Raw genomic sequence first — 22,740 nt, forward strand, 5'->3', positions numbered from 1 at the left:
TCATTCACTGGTAAGGGCCGTGACCGGGTCGAGCCGGGCAGCTTTGCGGGCAGGCATGAAGCCGAAGACAACACCGGTGACCAGGGCGCAGCCGAAGGCGCCGAGTACCGCCATCAAGGAAAAAGCCACGGCCACTTCGCTGAGGATCAGCACGCCGCCGACGAGCAGCGCCAGGGCGATCCCGGCAAGGCCGCCGACCACCGAGAGCATCACCGCTTCGGTGAGAAACTGGCGGAGGATGTCGCGCTGGCGGGCGCCGGTGGCCATGCGAATGCCGATCTCGCGGGTTCGTTCGCGCACTGTCATGAGCATGATGTTCATCACGCCGATACCGCCAACCAGCAGCGAGATCGCGGCAATCGAGCCGAGCATCAGCGACAGGGTGTTCTGAGTGCGCGCCTCGGCCTGGATCATCGCGGCGTTGTTGGTCAGTTCGAAATCCTTCTTGCCGTTGTGCAGGCGCAGCATCAGTTGCTCGATGGCGTGCTCGGTGTCCTTGACCTTGCGCGCGTCCGCAGCGGCGATGGCGACGTACTCCGGGTTGCGTGTACCGAACAGCCGGACGCTGGCCGCCGAATAGGGGATGGCGATGCGATTGTCACTGTCGGAGTCGCCGGAGCTGGCGCCTTTTTCCGCGAGCACGCCGACCACCTGGAACGGCACATTCTCGATCAGGATGAATTGGCCGATCGGGTTCGGCACATCCTTGAGCAGTTTGCTGCGGACTTTGTGGCCGATCACCGCGACGGCTGCAGCGTTCTGCTCATCGGCCTCGGTGAAGTAACTGCCTTGCACCACCGGCCAGTTGAAGATCGCCGGGAAGTTGGTGTCGTTGCCGCCGACGTAACTCAGGTGGTCGGCATTGCCGTAACGTACGCCGGCCTCGGCGCCGTTGACCGGCATGATCCGCTGCACTTGCGGCAGGCTGGCCAGCGCGTGCACCTCGTCGAGGGTGATGATCCCCGGCGGCGTGCGCGGGTTGGGCGCCGAGCCGCTCAGGTAAATGATGTTCGACCCGAAGGCGCCCATCTGCGCCATCACCTGGCGTTTGCTGCCTTCGCCGACCGCCAGCATCACCACCACCGACGCCACGCCGATGATGATCCCGAGCAGGGTCAGCGCGGTGCGAAAGCGGTTGATCCACATCACTCGCCACGCCGCGTGCAGGGCATCAACCAGTTCACCTTTCCAGGCGCCGGTGGCGTCCGCGCCCACGGCCAGACGCTGGCGCAGATCCACCGCTTGCAGGGCGCCGGGGTTGGCGCTGGTCTGGGCATCTGGGTTGTCGCGGGCGCTGTCGCTGATGATCAGGCCGTCGCGGATTTCGATGATGCGTTTGGCCCGGGCTGCGACTTCGCGGTCGTGGGTGATGAGGATTACCACGTGGCCCTGGCTCGCCAGTTCATCGAGCAGCGCCATCACCTCTTTGCCGCTGTGGCTGTCGAGTGCGCCGGTGGGTTCGTCGGCGAGGATGATGTGGCCACCGTTCATCAACGCCCGGGCAATCGACACCCGTTGCTGTTGGCCGCCGGACAACTGATGCGGACGGTTGCCGGTGCGCGAGGCCAGACCGAGGCGGTCGAGCAGGGCGGCGGCGCGGACGTGACGCTCGGCGGCCGGGGTGCCGGCATAGATCGCCGGCATCTCGACGTTTTCCTGGGCCGAGCCGGACGGAATCAGGTGATAACCCTGGAACACAAATCCAAAGGCTTCGCGGCGCAGCCAGGCCAGCTCGTCGCTGTCGAGGCCGGCAACGTTTTCCCCGGCAAAGCGGTACTCGCCGGAGGTCGGGCGGTCGAGGCAGCCGAGGATATTCATCAGGGTCGATTTGCCGGAGCCGGAAGCGCCGACAATCGCCACGAATTCACCAGCGTGAATCGACAGGTCGATGCCGCGCAACACGTGAACTTCAGGCGCGTCACCGCCGCCGTAGGATTTGCGAATGTCCTGCAGGTCGATCAGAGGCGTTTGCATTCAGCCTCCGCTGCCGTCGACCGGGCCGATCAACAGGTGATCGCCTTCGTTGAGGCCGTCGACAATCTGCACCTTGAGCCGGTCGCTGATGCCGGTGCGTACCTCGCGTTGCTGGATGTCGCCGTTGGCCGCCACCACCTGCGCGGTTTGCAGGTTGGCCGTGGTGCTGCCCTGCAACGCGGCGACCGGCGCGGTGAGCACGCCTTTGGCCTGATTGGCGACGAAAAACACCTGGGTGGTCATCTCGGCCATCAAGGCGTTGTCGGCGTTATCGACGTCGAGCAAAACCGTGTACAGCACAACGCGGGCGCTGCCGCTTTTGCTGGTGCTGGCCGGGCTGCCGCCGCCCTGGCTGGTCTGATCCAGAGGCTTGGGCGGCACCGGCAGAATCTGCCGCACGGTGCTGCTCCAGCGCCGCTGGCCGCCGCTGAGGGTGGTGAAGTAGGCGGTCATGCCCGGTTTGACGTGACCGATGTCAGCCTCGGAAACCTCGGCCCACACGGTCATCGGTGACAGCTTGGCGATGCGCAGGATCAGCGGCGTCTGCTGTTGCGCGTTGAGGGTCTGGCCTTCGCGGGCGTCGAGGGCAACCACGGTGCCGGCCATCGGCGCGTAGATCCGCGTGTAGCCGAGTTCGGCCTGATCGCTGCGCAGGCTCGCCTCAGCCTGGCGGATCTGCGCCTGGAACATGTCGACGCGGGCCTGAGTGGCTTTCAGTTCGGCGCGGGCGGTTTGCACGTCTTCTTCACGGGTGGCGCCGCCGGCCACGAGATGCTGCTGCCGCTGATACTTCTGCCGCGCCAGCTCATGCTGGGCGCGCTGCTCCTGCAATTGCGCCTTGAGGTTTTCGATCGAGAAGCGCCCGGCGTCGAGTTTGGCCTTCTGCGTGGACGGATCGATTTCCACCAGCAGTTGACCCTCCTTGACCATGTCACCGACTTCGACGTGGATTTTCTGGATCTGTCCGGAGGCTTGCGCGCCAACATCGACATAACGGCGCGGTTGCAGAGTGCCCAGCGCGGTGACGCTGCTTTCGATGTCGCCGCGGCTGACTTGCACGGTGGCGAAGCGCTCGCGGCCCGGCGGCATGATTTGCCACGCGGCGAAGGCAACAACGGGAATCAGACAGAGGGCTGCGAGCAGGGCGCGTCGGGCGGGGCGGGGACGTTTCATGCAGGGTTCCGGCCAGTGGAATTCGGCCCGTCGTCCGACTGCGCGGCACAGCGCGCAGCCGCTGAACGCTGTCGCAGGGCACGACAGACACGGGGAGCTGTCCTGTAAACGAGGAATGCGCAGGGGAATTTAAGCGAAGACACAGGATGTTACAGGTATAGAACGGCACTATTTGGCGGGCAACGACAAACGCCACTTTAAATCTATATGAGAATTACTATAAATTACGCACCTCAAGTTGCCACTATCTTGCTACCCGTGTTTGCGGGGCCGTCGATCAGTGTGCTCAAGGATCGAATCCGCATCGAAGCGGCCGGGAGTCATGTTGGAAAACTACTATCGCGAGCTGGTGTGTTTCCTGAACGCCAAGCTCGGCAACCGTCAGGTCGCCGAAGATGTGGTGCATGACGCTTATGTGCGCGTACTGGAACGCTCCAGCGACACGCCCATCGAGCAGCCCCGGGCGTTTCTCTATCGCACTGCGCTGAATCTGGTGATCGACGATCATCGGCGCAACGCCTTGCGTCAGGTCGAGCCGCTGGAAGTGCTCGACAGCGAGGAGCGCTATTTCACCCCGTCGCCCCACGGCACCCTCGATCACGGCCAGCGTCTGGAGATGCTCCAGCGCGCCTTGGCAGAATTGCCGCCGCTGTGCCGCGACAGTTTTCTGCTGCGCAAGATCGAAGGCCTGTCGCACCCGCAGATCGCCGAACAGCTGGGGATTTCCAAGGCACTGGTGGAAAAACACATTGTGAATGCGATGAAGCATTGCCGCCTGCGCATCAAGCAATGGGATGCCCATTGAGCCGCCGTCGCTAAATTTTATTTCCCTGTCCTCGTTCCTACTCAACAGACGACCTGCTGTCCTGCTCAAGGCCAGTCGGGTCACTTAGGCTCTCCTTTCCCCTTGTTGAGGGGTTCATCCAGAGGACACTGGAAATGACTCAGGCAATTGCATCGCCCATCGTTCACGACCTGATCGGCGTCGGTTTCGGCCCTTCGAACCTGGCGCTGGCCATCGCTCTGCAAGAGCGCGGCCCGACCCACGGCGAGCTGGATGTGCTGTTCCTCGACAAGCAGGCCAACTACAGCTGGCACGGCAACACCCTGTCGACCCAAAGCGAATTGCAGATTTCCTTCCTCAAGGATCTGGTGACCCTGCGCAACCCGACCAGCCCGTACTCGTTCGTCAATTACCTGAAGGCTCACGGCCGCCTGGTGGACTTCATCAACCTCGGCACCTTCTACCCGTGCCGCATGGAGTACAACGACTACCTGCGCTGGGTCGCCGGGCAGTTCACCGAGCAGAGCCGCTATGGCGAAGAAGTGCTGACCATCGAACCGGTGCTGCACAACCACCAGGTTGAAGCGTTGCGCGTGATCTCCCGCGACAGCGAAGGCCAGCAGTTCGTGCGCACCGCGCGTTCGGTGGTGGTCAGTGCCGGTGGTACGCCGCGTATTCCGGAGGCGTTCAAGGCGTTGAAGGGCGACATCCGTGTGTTCCATCACTCGCAGTATCTGTCGCAGATGGCCAAGCAGCCTTGTGTGAACAATCAACCGATGAGCATCGCGATCATCGGCGGCGGGCAGAGCGCGGCGGAAGCCTTCATCGATCTGAACGATTCGTTCCCGTCGGTGCAGGTCGACATGATCCTGCGCGGCTCGGCCCTCAAGCCTGCGGACGACAGCCCGTTCGTCAACGAAGTGTTCTCGCCGGAGTTCACCGATCTGGTGTTCCAACAAAACAGCGCCGAGCGTGAGCGGCTGGTCAACGAGTACCACAACACCAACTATTCGGTGGTGGACATCGACCTGATCGAACGCATCTACGGCATCTTCTATCGGCAGAAAGTTTCGGGCATCGCCCGTCATGCGTTCCGTACGCTGACCACCGTCGAGAGCGCCACCGCCACCGAACGCGGCATCGAACTGGCGGTGCGCAACAACGCCACCGGCGAAGTCACCGTGCGCCTCTATGACGCCGTGGTCCTGGCTACCGGTTACGAACGGCAGATGCACCGCAAACTGCTGGCACCGCTGGAAGAGTACCTCGGTGATTTCGAGGTCGATCGCAACTACAAACTGATCACCGACGAACGCTGCAAGGCCGGCCTGTACATGCAGGGCTTCTGCCAGGCCAGCCATGGTCTGAGCGACACCTTGCTGTCGGTGTTGCCGGTGCGTGCCGACGAGATTGCCGGGTCGTTGTATGAGCATGGCAAGAACCGTGGGCATCGTTCGGTGGCGGATCTGTTGTTGGCGACGGCAAGCTGAATCTGCTTTGCCTGATACACCGCAATCGCTGGCAAGCCAGCTCCCACAGGATCTGTGTCGGATGCAAAACTTGTATTCACTGGAGATTCTTGTGGGAGCGGGCTTGCCCGCGATAGGGCCCTGGAGGCCAGCGAAAAATCTGAATCCTGAACCCTTCCTGAACACCCGCCACATTCCCCGACACACTTCCTTTTGCGGGTTTACTCTCCAATCATCGAGGCGTAAGCTTCGCGCGTTTTCATCAATAGCGGAGACCCACAGTGGGTACTTGTTCGAGTGACAGTTGTCGGCCGGTCTCGGTAACCGGCAGATTCTCGGCAAGATAACGCGCAGCCTTTCTCTGCCGTTGTCTCGCCGTAAAGCGAGCAGCGGCATCCCGATCATGGTCAGTTGAGACCATGTCCCGACGTCCTTCTCATCGACACTGAAAGTATGTGATTTCGACCGTGTGGTCGTGATCGCAAACCTATCGACACGCCTGTCTTTTCTGACCGGCGCGCCAAGCCTTGCCGTGCCGGATTTTCCGGTGAACGAGGCGTGGTCGTACCTGCTCGACGGTTTCCCGGCTGACCATAGGGGCAACAGCCATGAAACTTACGCTCAAGGAATTTTTCGCAGGCTTCCTGCGCACACGCCACATCGCCCGGCACTTCCGCCGTCTGGCGCTGCTGGAATCGATCAACGACACCACGGTCAGCCGTGAAGTCCCGCCCACGCTGGCCAACACCCTGGTCGATGCGGCCCATCGCGACAGCGGTGAACTGCTCTCGTCGCTGGGCACTCACACCGACGGCCTGACCGATTTTGAAGTCGACGCACTGCGCGCGCAGTACGGCCTCAACGAAGTCGAACACGAGCAGCCGCTGCCATGGTGGACTCACCTGTGGCACTGCTATAAAAACCCGTTCAACCTGCTGCTGACCCTGTTGGCGGTGATCTCCTGGCTGACCGAAGACCTGAAAGCCGCCACGGTGATTTTCTCCATGGTGGTGCTGTCGACGCTGCTGCGCTTCTGGCAGGAAAGCAAATCCAACCGGGCCGCCGACTCGCTCAAGGCGATGGTCAGCAACACCGCCACGGTGATGCGCCGCGACGAGCCACGCATCGAGCTGCCGATCAAGCAACTGGTCCCGGGCGACCTGATCGTGCTGTCGGCCGGCGACATGATTCCCGCTGACTGCCGGGTGCTCAGCGCCAAGGACCTGTTCGTCAGCCAGGCGGCAATGACCGGCGAATCGATGCCGGTGGAAAAGTTTGCCCGTCAGGCCGACCGCGACACGCGCAATCCGCTGGAGCTGGAGAACATTCTGTTCATGGGCACCAACGTGGTGTCCGGCACGGCGGTGGCGGTGATTCTCACCACGGGCAACAGCACCTATTTCGGCGCGTTGGCACAGCGTGTGGGCTCAACTGACCGCGCGGTGACCTCGTTCCAGCTGGGCGTGAACAAAGTCAGCTGGCTGCTGATCCGCTTCATGTTCGTCATGGCGCCGCTGGTGCTGTTCATCAACGGTTTCACCAAGGGCGACTGGACCGAAGCGCTGCTGTTCGCGCTGTCGATTGCCGTGGGCCTGACCCCGGAAATGCTGCCAATGATCGTCACCTCGACCCTGGCCAAAGGCGCGGTGTTCCTGTCGCGCAAGAAGGTCATCGTCAAGCGGCTGGATGCGATCCAGAACTTCGGCGCGATGGACGTGCTGTGCACCGACAAGACCGGCACCCTGACCCAGGACAAGATCTTCCTCGCGCGCAATGTCGACGTCTGGGGTGAAGACTCCGACGATGTGCTGGAAATGGCTTACCTCAACAGTTACTACCAGACCGGGCTGAAAAACCTGCTCGATGTGGCGGTGCTGGAGCACGTGGAAATCCATCGCGAATTGAAGGTTGGCACGGCGTTTCGCAAGGTCGATGAGATCCCGTTCGACTTCAATCGCCGGCGCATGTCGGTGGTGGTCGAAGGGCGTGGTCAGCCACATCAACTGATCTGCAAAGGTGCGGTGGAAGAAGTGTTGGCGGTGTGCACCCGTGTGCAGCACGGCGAAGTCGAAGAAGCCTTGAGCGATGAATTGCTGACCCGGATTCGTCAGGTCACCGCAGCATTCAACGCTGAAGGCTTGCGCGTGGTGGCGGTGGCTGCCCGTTCGATGCCGGAAGGTCGCGACACTTACAGCCTGGCGGATGAACAGGAACTGACGCTGATCGGTTACGTGGCGTTCCTTGATCCACCGAAGGAAAGCACTGCGCCAGCGCTCAAGGCGCTGGCCGAGCACGGCGTGGCGGTCAAAGTGCTGACCGGTGACAACGAACTGGTGACCGCGAAGATTTGCCGCGAAGTCGGCCTCGCGCAACAGGGCTTGCTGATGGGCAACGACATCGAGCGCATGAGCGATGCCGAACTGGCCGTGGCGGTAGAGAAAACCAACGTGTTCGCCAAGCTCACGCCGTCGCACAAGGAGCGCATCGTGCGCATCCTCAAAGGCAACGGCCATGTGGTCGGTTTCATGGGCGATGGCATCAACGATGCGCCGGCGCTGCGTACCGCCGACATCGGTATTTCGGTGGACAGTGCGGTGGACATCGCCAAGGAGGCCGCCGACATCATCCTCCTGGAAAAGAGCCTGATGGTGCTGGAGGAGGGCGTGCTCGAAGGGCGTCGGACCTTCGCCAACATGCTCAAGTACATCAAGATGACGGCCAGCTCCAACTTCGGCAACGTGTTCTCGGTGCTGGTCGCCAGTGCGTTCATTCCGTTCCTGCCGATGCTGCCGATGCACCTGCTGGTACAGAACCTGCTCTACGACATTTCGCAGATCGCGATTCCGTTCGACAACGTCGATGACGAGATGCTGAAAAAGCCACAGCGCTGGCAGCCGGCGGATGTCGGTCGCTTCATGCTGTTCTTCGGGCCGATCAGTTCGATCTTTGACATCACTACGTTCGCCTTGATGTGGTACGTGTTCGATGCCAACACCCCGGATCACCAGACGCTGTTCCAGTCCGGCTGGTTCGTGGTGGGCTTGCTGACCCAGACGTTGATCGTGCACATGATCCGCACGCCGAAGATTCCGTTCCTGCAAAGCCGTGCAGCCATGCCGCTGCTGGTGATGACCGGGATCATCATGGCGGTCGGGATCTTCCTGCCGATGGGGCCGCTGGCCAACTACTTCAAATTGCAGGCACTGCCGTCGCTGTACTTCGTGTTCCTGCCGATGATCCTGCTGGCATACATGGCGCTGACCCAGGCGGTGAAAGGTTTCTACATCCGCCGATTCGGCTGGCAATAACAGCAGGCTGCAATCTTCACCTGCCACCCTGTAGGAGTTGTCGCAGGCTGCGATCTGTCGATTGTGTTTTTAAAAGACAAGATCAACAGATCGCAGCCTGCGGCAGCTCCTACAGGGAACGGGTAGTTCAAGTGAATTGGCAGCAAGCCCAACAAAGGGACTGTGGACTATTCAAGGAGCTTCATCATGCAAGCCATCAACAACCTCAACCTCACCTCGCTGCTCGACACCCTCGTCAGCCTCAGCGCGGCGTTCATCCTCGGTGGCCTGATCGGGTTCGAGCGCCAGTACCGGCAACGCACCGCCGGCCTGCGCACCAACGTGCTGGTGGCGGTCGGTGCGGCGATTTTCGTCGACATGGCCAACCGTCTCGGCGGCGCTGAAGGCGCAGTGCGGGTGGTCGCGTACGTGGTTTCCGGCATTGGCTTTCTCGGCGCGGGCGTGATCATGCGCGAGGAAGGTAACGTCCGTGGCCTCAACACCGCCGCGACCTTGTGGACTTCCGCCGCCGTCGGCGCTTGCGCCGGGGCCGACCTGTTGGCCGAGGCGGTGCTCGGCACGCTGTTCATCCTCGCCGCCAACACCTTGCTGCGACCGATCGTCAACAACATCAACCGCCAGCCACTGGACGTGGTCTCGGCGGAAGTCACCAACATCGTTTACGTGATCGCCCGGCGCTCGCAGCAGAAAGCCGTGTTCGCCCTGCTCGAAGCCGAGCTGGAACGCAGCAATTACCCGGCCAGCGACGTCGATGTACACGCCTTCGGTGCCGACGAAATCGAGATCGAAGCCACGCTGGCGACCACCTCGGTCGACGGTGATGAACTCGATGCGCTGGTGGCGCGGATCTCGACGTCGGCGCTGGTGGTGCAGGCGTTCTGGAGTCCCAGCACCACCGAATAAGGCAACCACATTGCACCGCCATTGGGCGTGGCTCTCAGCGTTCACAGTCGCTGGTGCTGTCATGAACATCGCCGCATCGGCCAATGCCTGTGCGGCATGTTGTCTGCTTTCAAGAGATTTCCAGCTGTTTTCAGGACGTTTCCTACAGCGTTTCTGGTGAGTTCTGGATAGCGTGCTCAACACATTTTCTTACGCCGTCAAACTCTAAGTCCTACACGCTCTGCGATCCGGAATCGCCAGGGCCCTGGCACCGTGCTGGAACATCTCGATGGTTAAGCGACCACAGACGCTCCCTCGCGAGCTCCATTCTCATCCGTGCGTCACCCACAGCGAGCCGACCCTCATGCCCAACCTGCCGCTTCGTATCCTGGTGCTGGAAGACCACGCTTTTCAGCGCTCTGTGGCGGTGAACCTCCTGCAAGGGCTGGGTTGTCAGCAGGTGCTGGAGGCCAGCGATGGTGCGCAGGCGCTGGCGTTGCTCGATGAAGTCGGTGCGGTGGACATCGCCCTGTGCGACTTGCAGATGGAGGGCATGGACGGGCTGGCGTTTCTGCAACGGGTCGGCGCCTCGGGGCAGGTCAGGTCGGTGATCATCTGCAGTGCGCTGTCGGCGGACCTGCGGCGCGCGGTGCATCAGATGGTCGCACTGCTTGGGCTGGACCTGCTCGGTGATGTCGGCAAACCGCTGCACGTTGAGGGACTGGCCGAGTTACTCGACACATTCGTCAACCGGCAGATCAACCCGCCGCAGCCGCTGCGCGCGATGACGCTGGCCAGTGAAACGACGGTCCGCCATGCGCTGGCCGAGGGCCAATTGCAGGCCTGGTATCAACCCAAGTTCGACCTGCAGAGCGGCGAGGTCCGAGGCGTCGAAGTGCTGTGCCGCTGGCAGCACCCGACACGCGGGCTGATTTCGCCAGCATTGTTCTTGCCGGTACTCGAGCGTTGCGGGCTACTCGACGAGATGCTGTTGGCGCAGATCGACGAGGCCTTGCAGATGCAGCGCAGCGCCCGGGCGCAAGGTTTTGTCCTGAACCTGGCGTTCAACCTGCAAACCGTGCAACTGGCCAATGCGCAACTGACATCGACGTTGAAAAGCCTGTTGGCCGAACATACAAGCAGCGGTTCGGGCCTGACCTTCGAGCTGACCGAAAGCGGCCTGCTCGAAGCACCGGCCACCAGCCTGGAGACACTGGTGCGGTTGCGGATGATGGGCTGTCGCTTGTCGATCGATGACTTCGGCGCCGGATTCTCTTCGTTGCAGCGTCTGTGTCAGTTGCCCTTCAACGAGATCAAGCTCGACGCCGATTTCATTCGCAACCTTGCGCATGAACCCCGTTGCCGCGCGGCCATCAGCAGCACCCTGGCGTTGGGCGAAGCCTTGGGCATGAGCGTGGTCATCGAAGGCATCGAAACCGCCGCGCAACGTCGTGAACTGCTGGCGCTGGGCTGCACGCAAGGGCAGGGCTACTGGTACGCACGGCCGATGGCCGGGGCCGATCTGTTGAACTGGCTGCAACGGCGCAACCACGGCAAAGGAACAGACGAATGAGCGGATTTTTAGGAAAGATCCTACAGAGCTGTTCCGGCGAGATGCGTAGTCTTGGCGCGCCACCTCCGAGCTTCGGGACATCGAGCATGATCAATAAAACCCTGCGCATCCTGATTGCCGATCCGCAGCATTTTCACCGAATGAAAATCGAGCGGCTGTTCAACCATCTCGAATACTTCCGCGTCGCTCCGGTGCAGAGTCTGCTGGAGTTGCTGACGCTGGTGGAATACGGCTGCGAACCCTTCGATGCCTTAGTCATCAATGCCGAACTGACGGCCGGGTCGCTGGACCTGTCGGACTTTTTCCTGAACAACCCGCATGTCCGTCATGTTCTGATCTACAACGAACCTTCGGCCCCGGTGCAGACCCCGGCAGGTTTTGCTCAGGAGAACATGCAGATCAGCCATGTCGCACTGCCCGACCTGGCAGCGATCAAACACCTGATGGATCGGGTTGAGGGCCCGCCGCAGTGCGCAGCGAATGCCCGGGACCCGGCATCGGCCCTGCAGTGCCGGGCTTGAGCACGGTTTGGCGTTTGCTGCAACTGTCAGATCTGACAGGTAGATCCCGCAGGCTTCCCGTGTAACAGTCTTTGCACAGCAGCGGCGTCCGCAGCATCCGACGTCGTGGCACCTTTGTCATGTGGTTGCACGGGGAGCCGTCATGAAGTCAGCGCTGATCGTCGACGATCATCCGGTGGTGCGCGCAGCCGTGAGACTCGTACTCCAAACCGAGCGATTCAAGGAGATTCACGAGGCCGCGAGCGCCAGCGAGGCACTGGCCCTGAATCGTGAGCACAAACCCAAGCTGGTGATACTCGACCTCAAGTTACCGGGGATCGGTGGCCTGGAGGTGCTGGAACGGCTGAAGGCCATCGACCCCAAATGCAAGGTGCTGATCTTCACCTCTCAGGACCCGCAGTATTATCAGGACCGCTGCCTGCGTGCCGGTGCCTTGGGCTTCGTGGCCAAAACCAACCAGTTGCTGCAATTGCACAAGGCAATTCAGGCGTTGATGTCAGGCTATTCCTACTTTGCGGCGCCGTCTGACAAGGACTATACGTCGACCCCTATGCACCGCAGCGAAAAGCAGATGATCGACGACTTGTCCAATCGTGAGCTGAATATCCTTGAGCAATTGGCCCAGGGCAAAGCCAACAAACTGATCGCCGAAGACATGCACCTGAGCCATAAAACCGTCAGCACCTACAAAACCCGTTTGATGAAAAAACTCGGGATCAACTCGACGGTGCACTTGCGCGAATTCGCCAAACGCAATCATTTGCTCTGAGTGACCTGATGAATCGGCAAGGCTGGTGCTGTGTCCTGTGGTTGAGCATCACGGCCACCTCTTGGGCCAGTGACCCGGCGCAGCACCTGCAACTGTTGCCCCAGGCAGAACTGGACAATGTCCATGTTGCGCTCGATGGGCGTGACCGTCAGTGGTTACGCCAGCATCCGGTCTTGCACTTGGGCATTTCCGGTGCGGACTATCCGCCGTTCGAAATCACCCGCAATCAACAAGAGCTGGAAGGGCTCACCGCCGATTACGCCGAGCTGCTGGCGCAACTGCTCGGGGTGCGCATCGATGTGCAGCGTTTCGCCAATCGCGAGCAAGTCATGGCTGCGCTCAAATATGGCGAACTCGACCTGCTCGGCACCTCCAACAGCTTTGAACTCGCCGACCCTGATTTCGTCCTGTCGCGACCCTACGCCGACGATCAGCCGATGCTGGTGACCCGGTTTGACGAAACGTTGCCGGTGGATCTGGCCGGCAAACGCATCGCCATGGTCGGGGATTATCTGCCGCTGGCCAGTGTGCAGGCGTTCTATCCCGAGGCACAGGTGCTGCGCTATCCCTCGGCGATGGACGCACTGGGGGCGGTGGCTTTCGGTGTCGATGATGGCTATCTCGGCGATCTGATCAGTGCCAACTACCTGGTCAACACCAATTATCGCAATGACCTGCAATTGGCCGGACCGTCCGGGCTGGATGCCAACGCCTTCGGTTTCGCCCTGCGGCGCAGTGAAGTACGCCTCAAACGCATCATCGACAAGGCGCTGGCGGCAATTCCCATGGAGCGTCGTCATCTTATCGAACAACGCTGGAGCGCAGGACGCGCGCAGATGGCCGCACAGTCGCGGGTACACCTGAGTGCCAGCGAGCAGGACTGGTTGGCGCAGCACCCGGTAGTGCGGGTGGGGGTGATCGAGGACTTCGCGCCACTGAGTTTTTTTGATGCCGAGGGCCGTTTCAGTGGTCTGTCGGCACAGCTGCTCAACCTGATCAGCCAGCGCACCGGTTTGCAATTCGACGTGGTTCGGGGGCGTTCGCTGGATCGCCAGATCGAACAGCTCAAGGCCGGTGAACTCGACGTGTTGCCGGTGGTGACGCCCAGCAGCGAGCGTGAAGCCGAGCTGCAGTTCACCCGCGCCTATCTGAACAACCCGTTTGTGCTGATCAGTGCGACAACGGCCGGCAGTCCGCGCAGCCTCGACGATTTACAGGACAAGCGCCTGGCAATTTATCGCGGGCATCCGTTGCGCGACTACATGGTGCGGCGCGAGCCACGAGTCCGACTGGTGGAGGTGCGCAGTCCCGCCGAGGGCATGGAACTGATTGTCAAGGACCAGGCCGATGCGACCGTCAGTTCACTGCTGGTGGCGCGCTTTCTGCTTGCCCGCCAGTACCGCGAGCGTTTGCGCATCACCAACACCGTCGGCGATCAACCGGCACGCATCGCATTGGCGACCGCACCGCAGGCCACGGCGCTGCACACAATGCTGAATAAGGCACTGCTGAGCATCGCGCCTCAGCAGATGGACGAGTTGGTCGAGCGTTGGAGCCATGATGTGGTGGTGGAGGAGAGCTATTGGGTGCGCCACCGCCGCGAGATTGTCCTCGGGTTTGCCGCCGCGGCGGGGTTGCTGGTGCTGGCGCTGGCCTGGATCGGTTTTCAGCGCTGGCAGTTACGTCAGCGTCAGCAATGGTTGCATCAGTTGCAGCAGGCCAAGGAGGCGGCTGACGATGCCAACCGCGCCAAGACGACTTTCCTGGCGACCATGAGCCATGAAATCCGCACGCCGATGAACGCGTTGATCGGCATGCTCGAACTGGCGCTCAAGCGTGCCGAGGAGGGTGTCACTGACCGGTTGGCGATTCAGGTTGCGTCGGGCGCCGGTCAGCAACTGCTCGCGCTGATCGGCGATATTCTCGATATCGCGCGCATCGAATCCGGGCAGTTGTCCCTCGCGCCGCAGCGGGCCAACCTGCGTGAACTGGTGGCTTCGGTGTGCCGGGTATTCGAAGGGCTGGCGCGACAAAAGTGCCTATCCTGGCACATCGAGCTGGGGGCGGGGAGTGACGTTGATGTGTTGATTGATCCGGTGCGCTTCAAGCAAGTGCTGTCGAACCTGTTGAGCAACGCGATCAAGTTCACCGAGCAAGGCGAGATCAGCTTGCGGCTGTCAGTGCGCGCGATGCCGCTTGCAAGCGTGGGCGTGACCGTGCTGATCGAAGACAGTGGCATCGGCATCAGCGAGCAGGACCGCCAGCGCCTGTTCAGCCCGTTTGTTCAGGCCGGCAACCCCGGGCAGTCCGCGCGCAGTGGCTCGGGGCTGGGCTTGGTGATCAGCCGTGAGCTCTGCGAAATGATGGGCGGTACGCTGCGCCTTGACAGCGAGCCGGGGCATGGAACAGAGGTCGAGGTCAGTCTGCAATTGCAATCGTTGGCCGCGCTTGCCACCGAAGCTGCAAGCACCGCGGTGGCGGACACGCCGGCGCGCTCACTGAGCGTGCTGGTGGTGGATGACCATCCGGTCAACCGGCTGCTGCTCTGTTGGCAGTTGAGTGAACTCGGCCACCGCACCGTCGATATCGAAGACGGTGAACAGGGGCTGCAACGCTGGCGGGCACAAGCGTTTGACGTGCTGATCACCGACTGCAACATGCCCCGGCGCAACGGCTACGAACTCGCGCAGGCCATCCGTGGCGAAGAGGCGGCGAGCGGCCGGGCACGGTGTCTGATTCTCGGCTTTACCGCCAATGCGCAGATCGAAGAAAAGGTTCGCTGTCTTGAGGCCGGTATGGATGATTGCCTGTTCAAACCGATCCGCCTGGCTGATCTGGCGCTGGCGTTGCAGGGCGCCAGGCACAGCGAAAATGCGGGCGAGCCGAAGCAGCCACGGCCCTTGACCGAACTCGACCTGAGTGCGCTGGAGCAAATGGCCGGTGACGATCATGCGCTGATGCAACGATTGCGAGAGCAAGTCTTGTGCAGCCTGCAGGACGACCTGCAACGGCTGGACGTCGCACGCCGGCCCCTCAATCCGAGTGAATTGCGCACGCTGGCGCATCACATCAAGGGCGGCGCGCAGATGGTCGGTGCCGCGCGAGTGGTGGCAGCCTGTGCGGATCTCGAGCAGGCCTGCCGAGACGCCGAAATCCCAGTGGTCGAGCGCTCGGTCCAGGTGCTGTGCGAGGCCATGCTCAGTCTCGCGCAGCGCCTTCAGACCTGAACGATCAGTCCCACTGCGGGGCAATGCCTTTCGGGCTGGTCAGGCGCTGGCCGCGCTCCAGCGTGGCGATCAACGCCATGTCGGCGTCGCTCAGGGTCAGCGCCGCAGCACCGAGGTTGCTCTGCAGATTGGCGCGTCGGGTCGACGATGGAATCACCGCGTAGCCCTGTTGCATTGCCCAGGCCAGAGTGACTTGCGCCGGGGTCGCTTGCAGGCGTGCGGCAATCTGCTGGATCAGCGGGTCCTTGAGCACTTCGCCATAGGCGAGGGTCATGTACGAGGTGATCTGGATGCCTTGGCTTTGCGCGAACTCGACCACTTTGCGGTTTTGCAGGTACGGGTGCAGTTCGATCTGGTTGGTGGCGATGTTTTCTGCGCCGACCGCTGCAATCGCCTGTTGCATCAGCTCGATGGTGAAGTTGGAAACGCCGATCTGCCGAGTCAGGCCCAGACGTTTGGCTTCGAGCAGCGCGCCCATGAACTCGGCGACGGGCACTTGATCTTCCGGCGATGGCCAGTGGATCAGCGTCAGGTCGAGGTAGTCGGTCTGCAGCTTGCGCAGGCTTTCCTTGAGGCTGTCGATCAAGCGATCCTTGGCGAAGTTGGCGATCCAGATCTTGCTGGTGATGAACAGCTCTTGGCGAGCAATGCCGCTGGCAGCGATGGCTTGACCGACCTCGGCTTCGTTCTCGTAGATCTGCGCGGTGTCGATGACGCGGTAACCGAGATCCAGCGCATTACGCACCGAATCGATCACCACCTGGCCTTGCAGGCGAAACGTACCCAGACCAAAAGCGGGAACAGACATTGATGACTCCAGGGTTGCAGTGAGAATGGGCGGGAGTATCCGCGTCTGAGTTCTTGAGAAAAACCGCTGGTGGGGCAAAGCACTGTTGAGCAGAAGTCACGAATCTTGTAGGCGCTGCGGCACGCTGCGATCTTTTGATTTTAAACAACAAGATCAAAAGATCGCAGCGTGCCGCAGCTCCTACAGGGGGTTGTGAATTGCTCGCGAAAAGTGCACTACTGTCCTGCAGATGGAACACTTAAGCTGATTTTTGCCGTCTAGTCCTCCGACCGTCATGGATTTAAGCTTAATCCATTGCGTCACCCACTTTTCTGGAGGCAACCATGAAAAACATCATCGGTATCTACACCAGCCCTCGCGGCCATTGGGTCGGCGATGGCTTCCCGGTTCGCACTCTGTTTTCCTACGACAATCTGGGCAAGCACATCAGCCCGTTCCTGCTGCTCGATCACGCAGGACCTGCGCATTTCACCCCGACCACCGAGCGCCGCGGTGTTGGCCAGCATCCGCATCGTGGTTTTGAAACCGTGACCATCGTCTACGACGGTGAGGTGCAGCACCGTGACTCCACCGGCAGCGGCGGCACCATCGGCCCGGGCGACGTGCAGTGGATGACGGCTGCGTCCGGGATCCTGCATGAAGAGTTTCATTCGGATGATTTCGCCAGAACCGGCGGCAAGCTCGAAATGGTGCAGCTGTGGGTCAACCTGCCGGCCAAGGACAAAATGGCCGCGCCCGGCTACCAGACCATTCTCGACGGCGATATTCCGAATATCGCGCTGAAGGACGACGCCGGCAGCCTGCGGCTGATTGCCGGTGAGTTCGAAGGGTATACAGGCCCATCGCGCACGTTCACGCCGATCGACGTCTGGGACCTGCGGCTCAATGCCGGCAAATTGTTGAGCCTGGATCTGCACGAAGGGCGCAACACTGCACTGGTGCTGTTGAAAGGTTCGGTCAAGATAAACGGTGTGGAAACTGCGGGTGTCGGGCAGTTGGTGCTGTTCGAGCGCGACGGTCGTCAGTTGACTCTTGAGGCCAATGAAGACGCGGTGGTGCTGCTGCTCAGCGGCGAGCCGATCGACGAACCGATTGTCGGCCATGGTCCGTTCGTGATGAACACCGAGCAGGAAATTCATCAGGCATTCGCCGACTTCCAGTCCGGGCGTTTTGGCCAAATGCACGGGTAAATTTCACCCCTGTGGGAGCGGGCTTGCTCGCGAAAGCGCAGTGCCAGTCAATGCGTGTCTGACTGATCCACCGCCTTCGCTAGCAGGCTCGCTCCCACAGGGGGGCGGTGTTTTTGCGCGGGCGTTCTGCCTCTGAAATCAATTGCTCCTACACTGAGCCAATCTGTGCGATCTTCTCGCGATTGGCCCGTATCGGAGTGGTTTGATGCTGTCTTTCTTGACCGAACATCCGTTGTTTTGCGCGTTGATCCTGATCCTGCTCGATCTGGGCCTGTGGCGCCTGATCAGTTCCCGTGGCAGCGCGTGGAAGCTGTTGGTGCGGGTGCTGATTTTCAGCCTGTTCAGCGCGGTGCTGTTCAACGAAGGCCTCAACCCGATGGAGCCTGCGCCGTGGGCGGACAACGTGCCGTTGCATCTGGCGGCGACCGGGTTGCAGATCGGCTGGTGGCTGTTCGGTGCGCGCACCCTGACCGTGCTGATCGGCGCGGTGATGATGCAGCGGGTCGGGCACACCGGACGGCTGTTGCAGGATCTGCTCGGTGCGGTGATTTTCCTGATCGCGATTATCGCGGCCCTGGCCTACGTGCTGGATCTGCCGGTCAAAGGTGTGCTGGCGACGTCCGGGGCCTTGGCGATCATTGTCGGTCTGGCGTTGCAGAGCACCCTCAGTGATGTGTTTTCCGGGATCGTGCTCAACACCACCAAGCCGTATCAGATCGATGACTGGATCTCCATCGACGGCACCGAAGGCCGGGTCATCGACATCGATTGGCGCGCTACGCGTCTGCAGACCAGCCAGGGCAGCATGGCGGTGATTCCCAACTCGCTGGCGGCCAAGGCCAAGATCATCAACTTCAGCCGGCCGAGCAACATGTTCGGCCTGGCCGTCAGTGTCCAGGTCAGCCCGCATGCCCGGCCCAATACGGTGATCGATGCGCTGGAACGGGCGATGCAGGGCTGCCGTCCGCTGCTGGACAATCCCGCGCCGAGCGTCGCACTGAAAAGCGCCAGCAGTACCGGTGTCGAATACGAAATCAGCGGCTTTGTGTCGTCGATGGACCAGAAACGTCCGGTGCGCAATCAGCTGTTCGATCTGGCTTACCGGCATCTGCAGGCGTCCGGGGTCAATCTGTTGTCGAGTGTCGAACCGATCGTCACCGGCAATCTTTCGCGGCCGCGGGCGCTGCTCGACAGCTCACCGATTTTCTCCACGCTGCGCCAGGAAGAGAAAGACACCTTCAGCCAGAACATGACCCTGCAAACCTTCCGTGCCGGCGAGACGATCCTCGAAGCCGGGGAGGTCAGCGATCATTTGTTCATTATCGAATCGGGCGTGGTCAGCGTGACCCTGACCCGCCATGGCAGCCCGTTCGAATCCGGGCGCATGGGGCCGGGCGAAGTGATTGGCGAGGCCGGGATTCTGTCCGATTCGTCGGTGCCGGCGACCTTCGCAGCAAAAACCTTTTGCGCGCTGTATCGCATCGAGAAGACCTACCTGAAGCCGTGCCTGGATGCCCGCCACGACATCAACGAGGCGATGAAAGCCTTGCTCGATTATCGCCTGCACAAGGCCCAGACCCTGACCCAGGACGTGCCGACCGTGGTGGCGAAAACCGGGTTCCTGCACTGGTTGCGTCAGCGCGTGTGACGGGGTGGTCTACTCGTCTTCCGGGAGATTGGCTATTTGTCCGGGGCAGTGGCGGGACTACCTTAGTCACACATTCACAGGCCCCGGAAACTCCACCATGAAAGCTCGTACCGATTTCTACACCGCCTCCCCAGACGCCCTGAAAGCGATGATGGCCCTGGAAACTGCGGTCTCGAAACTGCCGCTGGAAAAGACCCTGATTGAACTGGTCAAGCTGCGCGCTTCGCAGATCAACGGCTGCGCATTCTGCATCGACATGCACACCGCTGACGCTATCAAGGGCGGTGAGACCCCGCGCCGGTTGTTCGCGGTGACCGCCTGGCGTGAAGCACCATTCTTCACTGAGCGCGAACGCGCCGCGCTGCTGTGGACCGAGTCGCTGACCCAACTGAGCCTGACTCACGCGCCGGACGAAGACTATGACATCGTCGCCGCGCAATTCACGCCCAAGGAAATGGTCGACCTGAGCGTGGCGATCAACACCATCAACAGCTGGAACCGTCTGGCCGTGGGCTTCCGCAAAACCCCGCAGCTCTAACCCCTAACCCCTAACCCCTGTAGGAGCTGCCGCAGGCTGCGATCTTTTGACTTTGATTTTAAAAACAAGATCAAAAGATCGCAGCCTGCGGCAGCTCCTACAGGGGGAGGGGCGTTTCGGAAAGGGTGATCAATGCGCATCCGCACTCGGCGCAGCCGGTGGTTGTACCTTGCGCATCAAGGGCACCATCGCCGTGGCGATGATGAAGCACAGCATGATCATCAAAAAGGTATCGCCGTAGGTCTGGGTCTGCGCCTCGCGGTAGGTCAGCAACCACAGTTGACGCAGGCCGGCGGTGGTCCCGACATCACCGCTCTGGCCCAATGTCGCCAGGTTGCCACCGACCTGCGACAACCACTGATTCAGCGCCTCGTTGCTGCTGTTCAAATGCTCGGCCAGGCGGGTGAAGTGCAGGTTGGTGCGGTCATTGAGAATGGTCGCGCAGGCGGCAATGCCGATGGCCCCGCCCAGATTGCGCATCAGGTTGAACAGCCCCGAAGCGTGCTTCAAGCGTGCCGGTGCCAAGCCTCCCAGAGTCAGTGTCACTGCCGGCGGCACCGCCAGTTGCTGGGCGATCCCGCGCAGCGCTTGCGGTAGCATCAACTGGCCGGCGCCCCAGTCGTGGGTGATTGGACTGAACTCCCACATCGATACGGCAAACAAGCCCAACCCAAGCATCATGATCCAGCGCAAATCCATGCGATTGGCGAGAAAGGCGTACAACGGAATCGCCATGATCTGGAACACCCCGGTGGAAAAAACCGCCAGACCAATGTCCAGCGCGCTGTAGCCTCGCACCCGGCCGAGAAACAGCGGCGTCAGGTAAATCGTCGCGAACAGACCAATCCCGGTGACGAAGGAAAAGAAGCAGCCGAGGGCGAAATTGCGATCCTTGAGTGCGCGCAGATCGACGATCGGATTGGCCACGTGCAAGGTGCGCCCGATAAAGGCCAGACCCGCCAGACCGCTGATCCATGCCGTGGTCAGAATCGTTTGATCGCTGAACCAGTTCCAGCGCGGGCCTTCTTCGAGGGTGTATTCCAGGCAGCCGAGAAACAGCGCGAGAAACACCATGCTCAGGTAGTCCGCGCCCTTGAGCAGCGCCAGTTCCGGCTGGTCGATCTTTACCAGCATTGGTACTGCGACGGCGACGAAAATCCCCGGCACCAGGTTGATGTAGAACAGCCAGTGCCATGAGGAAATGTCGGTAATCCAGCCGCCGATTACCGGACCCAGGGTCGGCGCCAGTGACGCCACGGCGCCGATGGTTGCGGCGGCGATCACCCGTTGTTTGCCGGTGAAGAAAAAGAACGCGGTGGTGAACACCAGCGGAATCATCGAGCCGCCGAGAAAGCCCTGCAGCGCCCGAAAGGCGATCATGCTCTGGATGTTCCACGCCACACCGCAAAGCAAACTGGCCAGGGTGAAGCCGACCGCCGAAGCACAGAATAGCCAGCGGGTGGAGAACACCCGCGACAGCCAGCCTGACAGCGGGATCACGATGATTTCGGCGATCAGGTAGCTGGTCTGCACCCACGCGGTTTCATCGGTGCCGGCCGAGAGCCCGCCGCCGATGTCGCGCAGCGAGGCCGAGACGATCTGGATGTCTAGCAGCGCGATGAACATGCCGATGCACATCGTGGCGAAGGCGAACACTTTGGTCGCGGTGGCCATGTCGGCGGCGTTGAACGGTTGCGCCGGGGCGGTGAGGGTGGTGCTCATGGTGCGACGGCCACGGCGCTGGATTCAGCGGGCGCGCGGGTGTCGACTTCAGCGGTGACCGACAAGCCTGGCCGCAGATGCCCGAGCACGCCGTCGGCCGGATCGAGCAGAATTCGCACCGGCACCCGCTGGACGATTTTGGTGAAGTTGCCGGTGGCGTTCTCTGGCGGCAGCACGCTGAATTGCGAGCCGGTGGCGGGGGCGAGGCTGTCGAGGCGGCCGTGGAACTCCTGGCCGGAAAGCACGTCGGCGCGGATGCTCACCCGTTGCCCGGGTTTCATCCGCGCCAGTTGGTCTTCCTTGAAATTGGCATCCACCCACAGACCGCTGGCCGGCACCACCGACAACTGTTGCGACCCCGCCTGGGCATAGGCGCCAACCCGTGCGCGGCGATTGCCGATCACGCCATCAACCGGCGCGCGCAGTTCGGTGTAGCCGAGGTTCAACTGCGCCAGATCACGCTCGGCCCGGGCTTGTTGCAGGGCGGCGCGGGCCTGTTGTTTCTGGGTGTCGATCACCGCCAGTTGGCGCTGAGCGGCGAGCAGTTCGGCCTGGGCACGGGCACTCAGGGCCTGGGCGGTCTTGAAGCTGGCGTCGGCGCGTTGGGCGCTTTCCACCGACACGGCATTGCTGCTCACCAGGCGTTTGTAGCGCGCGTTATCATCCCGCGAGCGGGCGGTTTCGGCACCGGCGGCATCGATGCCGGCGCGGGCCTGGCCGATCACCGCTTGCTGCAGTTGTTCAGTGGCATCGAGGTTGGCCAGCAGCGCCTCTTCGGCGGCAACCGCGCCCTCGGCTTTGGCGAGGCTGGCGCGATAGTCACGTGCGTCGAGGCGGATCAGCACGTCGCCGGCCTTGACCGACTGGTTGTCGCTGACCAGCACTTCTTCGATGTAGCCGGCAATCTTCGGCCCGATCACCGTGACGTCGCCACCGATGTAGGCATCGTCAGTCTCCTCGAGAAAACGCCCGGTGCTCCACCAATGACTGGCGTACACGCCGACCACGACCAGCGCGATCAGGCCAGAGCCGGTCAGCAGCAGGCGCTTGCGCAATGGCGGTTTGGCGGGGGTGACCGGGGCTGACAGGTCGGGCTCGAGGGTGGACATGGCGGTCATGGCGTAATACCTGCGGGAACGAGTAGTTATTACAGT

16 protein-coding genes are annotated in these 22,740 nt (G+C 61.6%); 11 read left to right on the forward strand and 5 right to left on the reverse strand.

Features of this window, described 5'->3' with window-relative positions; all coding sequences use genetic code 11:
- Both ACYZUM_RS06075 and ACYZUM_RS06080 read right to left on the reverse strand, forming a co-directional pair.
- The gene (locus ACYZUM_RS06075) at nucleotides 1–1,974 is read right to left on the reverse strand and encodes a MacB family efflux pump subunit (protein WP_108182203.1); all 1,974 of its coding nucleotides are present in this window, start codon (nucleotides 1,972–1,974) and stop codon (nucleotides 1–3) included.
- On the reverse strand, nucleotides 1,975–3,147 hold the full coding sequence (locus ACYZUM_RS06080; RefSeq protein ID WP_108182204.1) for an efflux RND transporter periplasmic adaptor subunit: 1,173 nt from the start codon (nucleotides 3,145–3,147) through the stop codon (nucleotides 1,975–1,977). It lies immediately after the preceding gene.
- Nucleotides 3,148–3,469: 322 nt separating this feature from the next.
- Between ACYZUM_RS06080 and ACYZUM_RS06085 the strand changes: the two genes are divergently transcribed.
- The 8 genes from ACYZUM_RS06085 (at nucleotide 3,470) to ACYZUM_RS06120 (ending at nucleotide 15,680) form a co-directional block, all read left to right on the forward strand.
- Nucleotides 3,470–3,952: a sigma-70 family RNA polymerase sigma factor gene (locus ACYZUM_RS06085; protein ID WP_047295188.1), complete on the forward strand. Its 483-nt coding sequence runs from the start codon at nucleotides 3,470–3,472 to the stop codon at nucleotides 3,950–3,952.
- A gap of 134 nt (nucleotides 3,953–4,086) precedes the next feature.
- Nucleotides 4,087–5,421 carry a lysine N(6)-hydroxylase/L-ornithine N(5)-oxygenase family protein gene (locus ACYZUM_RS06090; RefSeq protein WP_108182205.1) on the forward strand — a complete coding sequence of 445 codons (1,335 nt, stop codon included), beginning with the start codon at nucleotides 4,087–4,089 and terminating at the stop codon, nucleotides 5,419–5,421.
- A 587-nt stretch (nucleotides 5,422–6,008) separates the two neighbouring features.
- Nucleotides 6,009–8,708, forward strand: coding sequence for a magnesium-translocating P-type ATPase (gene mgtA / locus ACYZUM_RS06095; protein WP_108182206.1), 2,700 nt, complete (start codon nucleotides 6,009–6,011; stop codon nucleotides 8,706–8,708).
- Between the two features lie 186 nt (nucleotides 8,709–8,894).
- Nucleotides 8,895–9,611: an MgtC/SapB family protein gene (locus tag ACYZUM_RS06100; RefSeq protein ID WP_007968289.1), complete on the forward strand. Its 717-nt coding sequence runs from the start codon at nucleotides 8,895–8,897 to the stop codon at nucleotides 9,609–9,611.
- A 343-nt stretch (nucleotides 9,612–9,954) separates the two neighbouring features.
- Nucleotides 9,955–11,163: an EAL domain-containing response regulator gene (locus ACYZUM_RS06105; RefSeq protein ID WP_262949524.1), complete on the forward strand. Its 1,209-nt coding sequence runs from the start codon at nucleotides 9,955–9,957 to the stop codon at nucleotides 11,161–11,163.
- Between the two features lie 86 nt (nucleotides 11,164–11,249).
- A complete protein-coding gene (locus ACYZUM_RS06110) occupies nucleotides 11,250–11,684 on the forward strand; it encodes a chemotaxis protein CheY (protein WP_108182208.1) in 435 nt (144 codons plus the stop codon).
- 142 nt (nucleotides 11,685–11,826) lie between these two features.
- Nucleotides 11,827–12,453: a response regulator transcription factor gene (locus tag ACYZUM_RS06115; protein WP_108182209.1), complete on the forward strand. Its 627-nt coding sequence runs from the start codon at nucleotides 11,827–11,829 to the stop codon at nucleotides 12,451–12,453.
- 8 nt (nucleotides 12,454–12,461) lie between these two features.
- On the forward strand, nucleotides 12,462–15,680 hold the full coding sequence (locus ACYZUM_RS06120; RefSeq protein ID WP_108182210.1) for a transporter substrate-binding domain-containing protein: 3,219 nt from the start codon (nucleotides 12,462–12,464) through the stop codon (nucleotides 15,678–15,680).
- Nucleotides 15,681–15,684: 4 nt separating this feature from the next.
- Here ACYZUM_RS06120 and dkgB read toward each other — a convergent pair whose 3' ends face one another.
- The gene (gene dkgB / locus ACYZUM_RS06125; RefSeq protein ID WP_108182211.1) at nucleotides 15,685–16,488 is read right to left on the reverse strand and encodes a 2,5-didehydrogluconate reductase DkgB; all 804 of its coding nucleotides are present in this window, start codon (nucleotides 16,486–16,488) and stop codon (nucleotides 15,685–15,687) included.
- A 323-nt stretch (nucleotides 16,489–16,811) separates the two neighbouring features.
- Between dkgB and ACYZUM_RS06130 the strand changes: the two genes are divergently transcribed.
- The 3 genes from ACYZUM_RS06130 (at nucleotide 16,812) to ACYZUM_RS06140 (ending at nucleotide 19,864) form a co-directional block, all read left to right on the forward strand.
- Nucleotides 16,812–17,678, forward strand: a complete 867-nt coding sequence (locus tag ACYZUM_RS06130) for a pirin family protein (protein WP_108182212.1) — start codon at nucleotides 16,812–16,814, stop codon at nucleotides 17,676–17,678.
- Between the two features lie 205 nt (nucleotides 17,679–17,883).
- Nucleotides 17,884–19,326, forward strand: a complete 1,443-nt coding sequence (locus ACYZUM_RS06135; RefSeq protein ID WP_041070791.1) for a mechanosensitive ion channel domain-containing protein — start codon at nucleotides 17,884–17,886, stop codon at nucleotides 19,324–19,326.
- Between the two features lie 97 nt (nucleotides 19,327–19,423).
- Nucleotides 19,424–19,864 carry a carboxymuconolactone decarboxylase family protein gene (locus tag ACYZUM_RS06140; RefSeq protein ID WP_047295168.1) on the forward strand — a complete coding sequence of 147 codons (441 nt, stop codon included), beginning with the start codon at nucleotides 19,424–19,426 and terminating at the stop codon, nucleotides 19,862–19,864.
- A gap of 129 nt (nucleotides 19,865–19,993) precedes the next feature.
- On the opposite strand, the gene ACYZUM_RS06145 is transcribed toward ACYZUM_RS06140, so the two are convergent.
- Both ACYZUM_RS06145 and ACYZUM_RS06150 read right to left on the reverse strand, forming a co-directional pair.
- Nucleotides 19,994–21,586, reverse strand: a complete 1,593-nt coding sequence (locus ACYZUM_RS06145; RefSeq protein ID WP_142580025.1) for a DHA2 family efflux MFS transporter permease subunit — start codon at nucleotides 21,584–21,586, stop codon at nucleotides 19,994–19,996.
- Complete coding sequence (locus ACYZUM_RS06150; RefSeq protein WP_108182214.1) at nucleotides 21,583–22,704, reverse strand: HlyD family secretion protein; 1,122 nt, start codon at nucleotides 22,702–22,704, stop codon at nucleotides 21,583–21,585. Before ACYZUM_RS06150 ends, ACYZUM_RS06145 begins: the two co-directional genes overlap by 4 nt.
- Between the last annotated feature and the right edge of the window lie 36 nt (nucleotides 22,705–22,740).

Source organism: Pseudomonas sp. m6p (genome assembly GCF_055760375.1).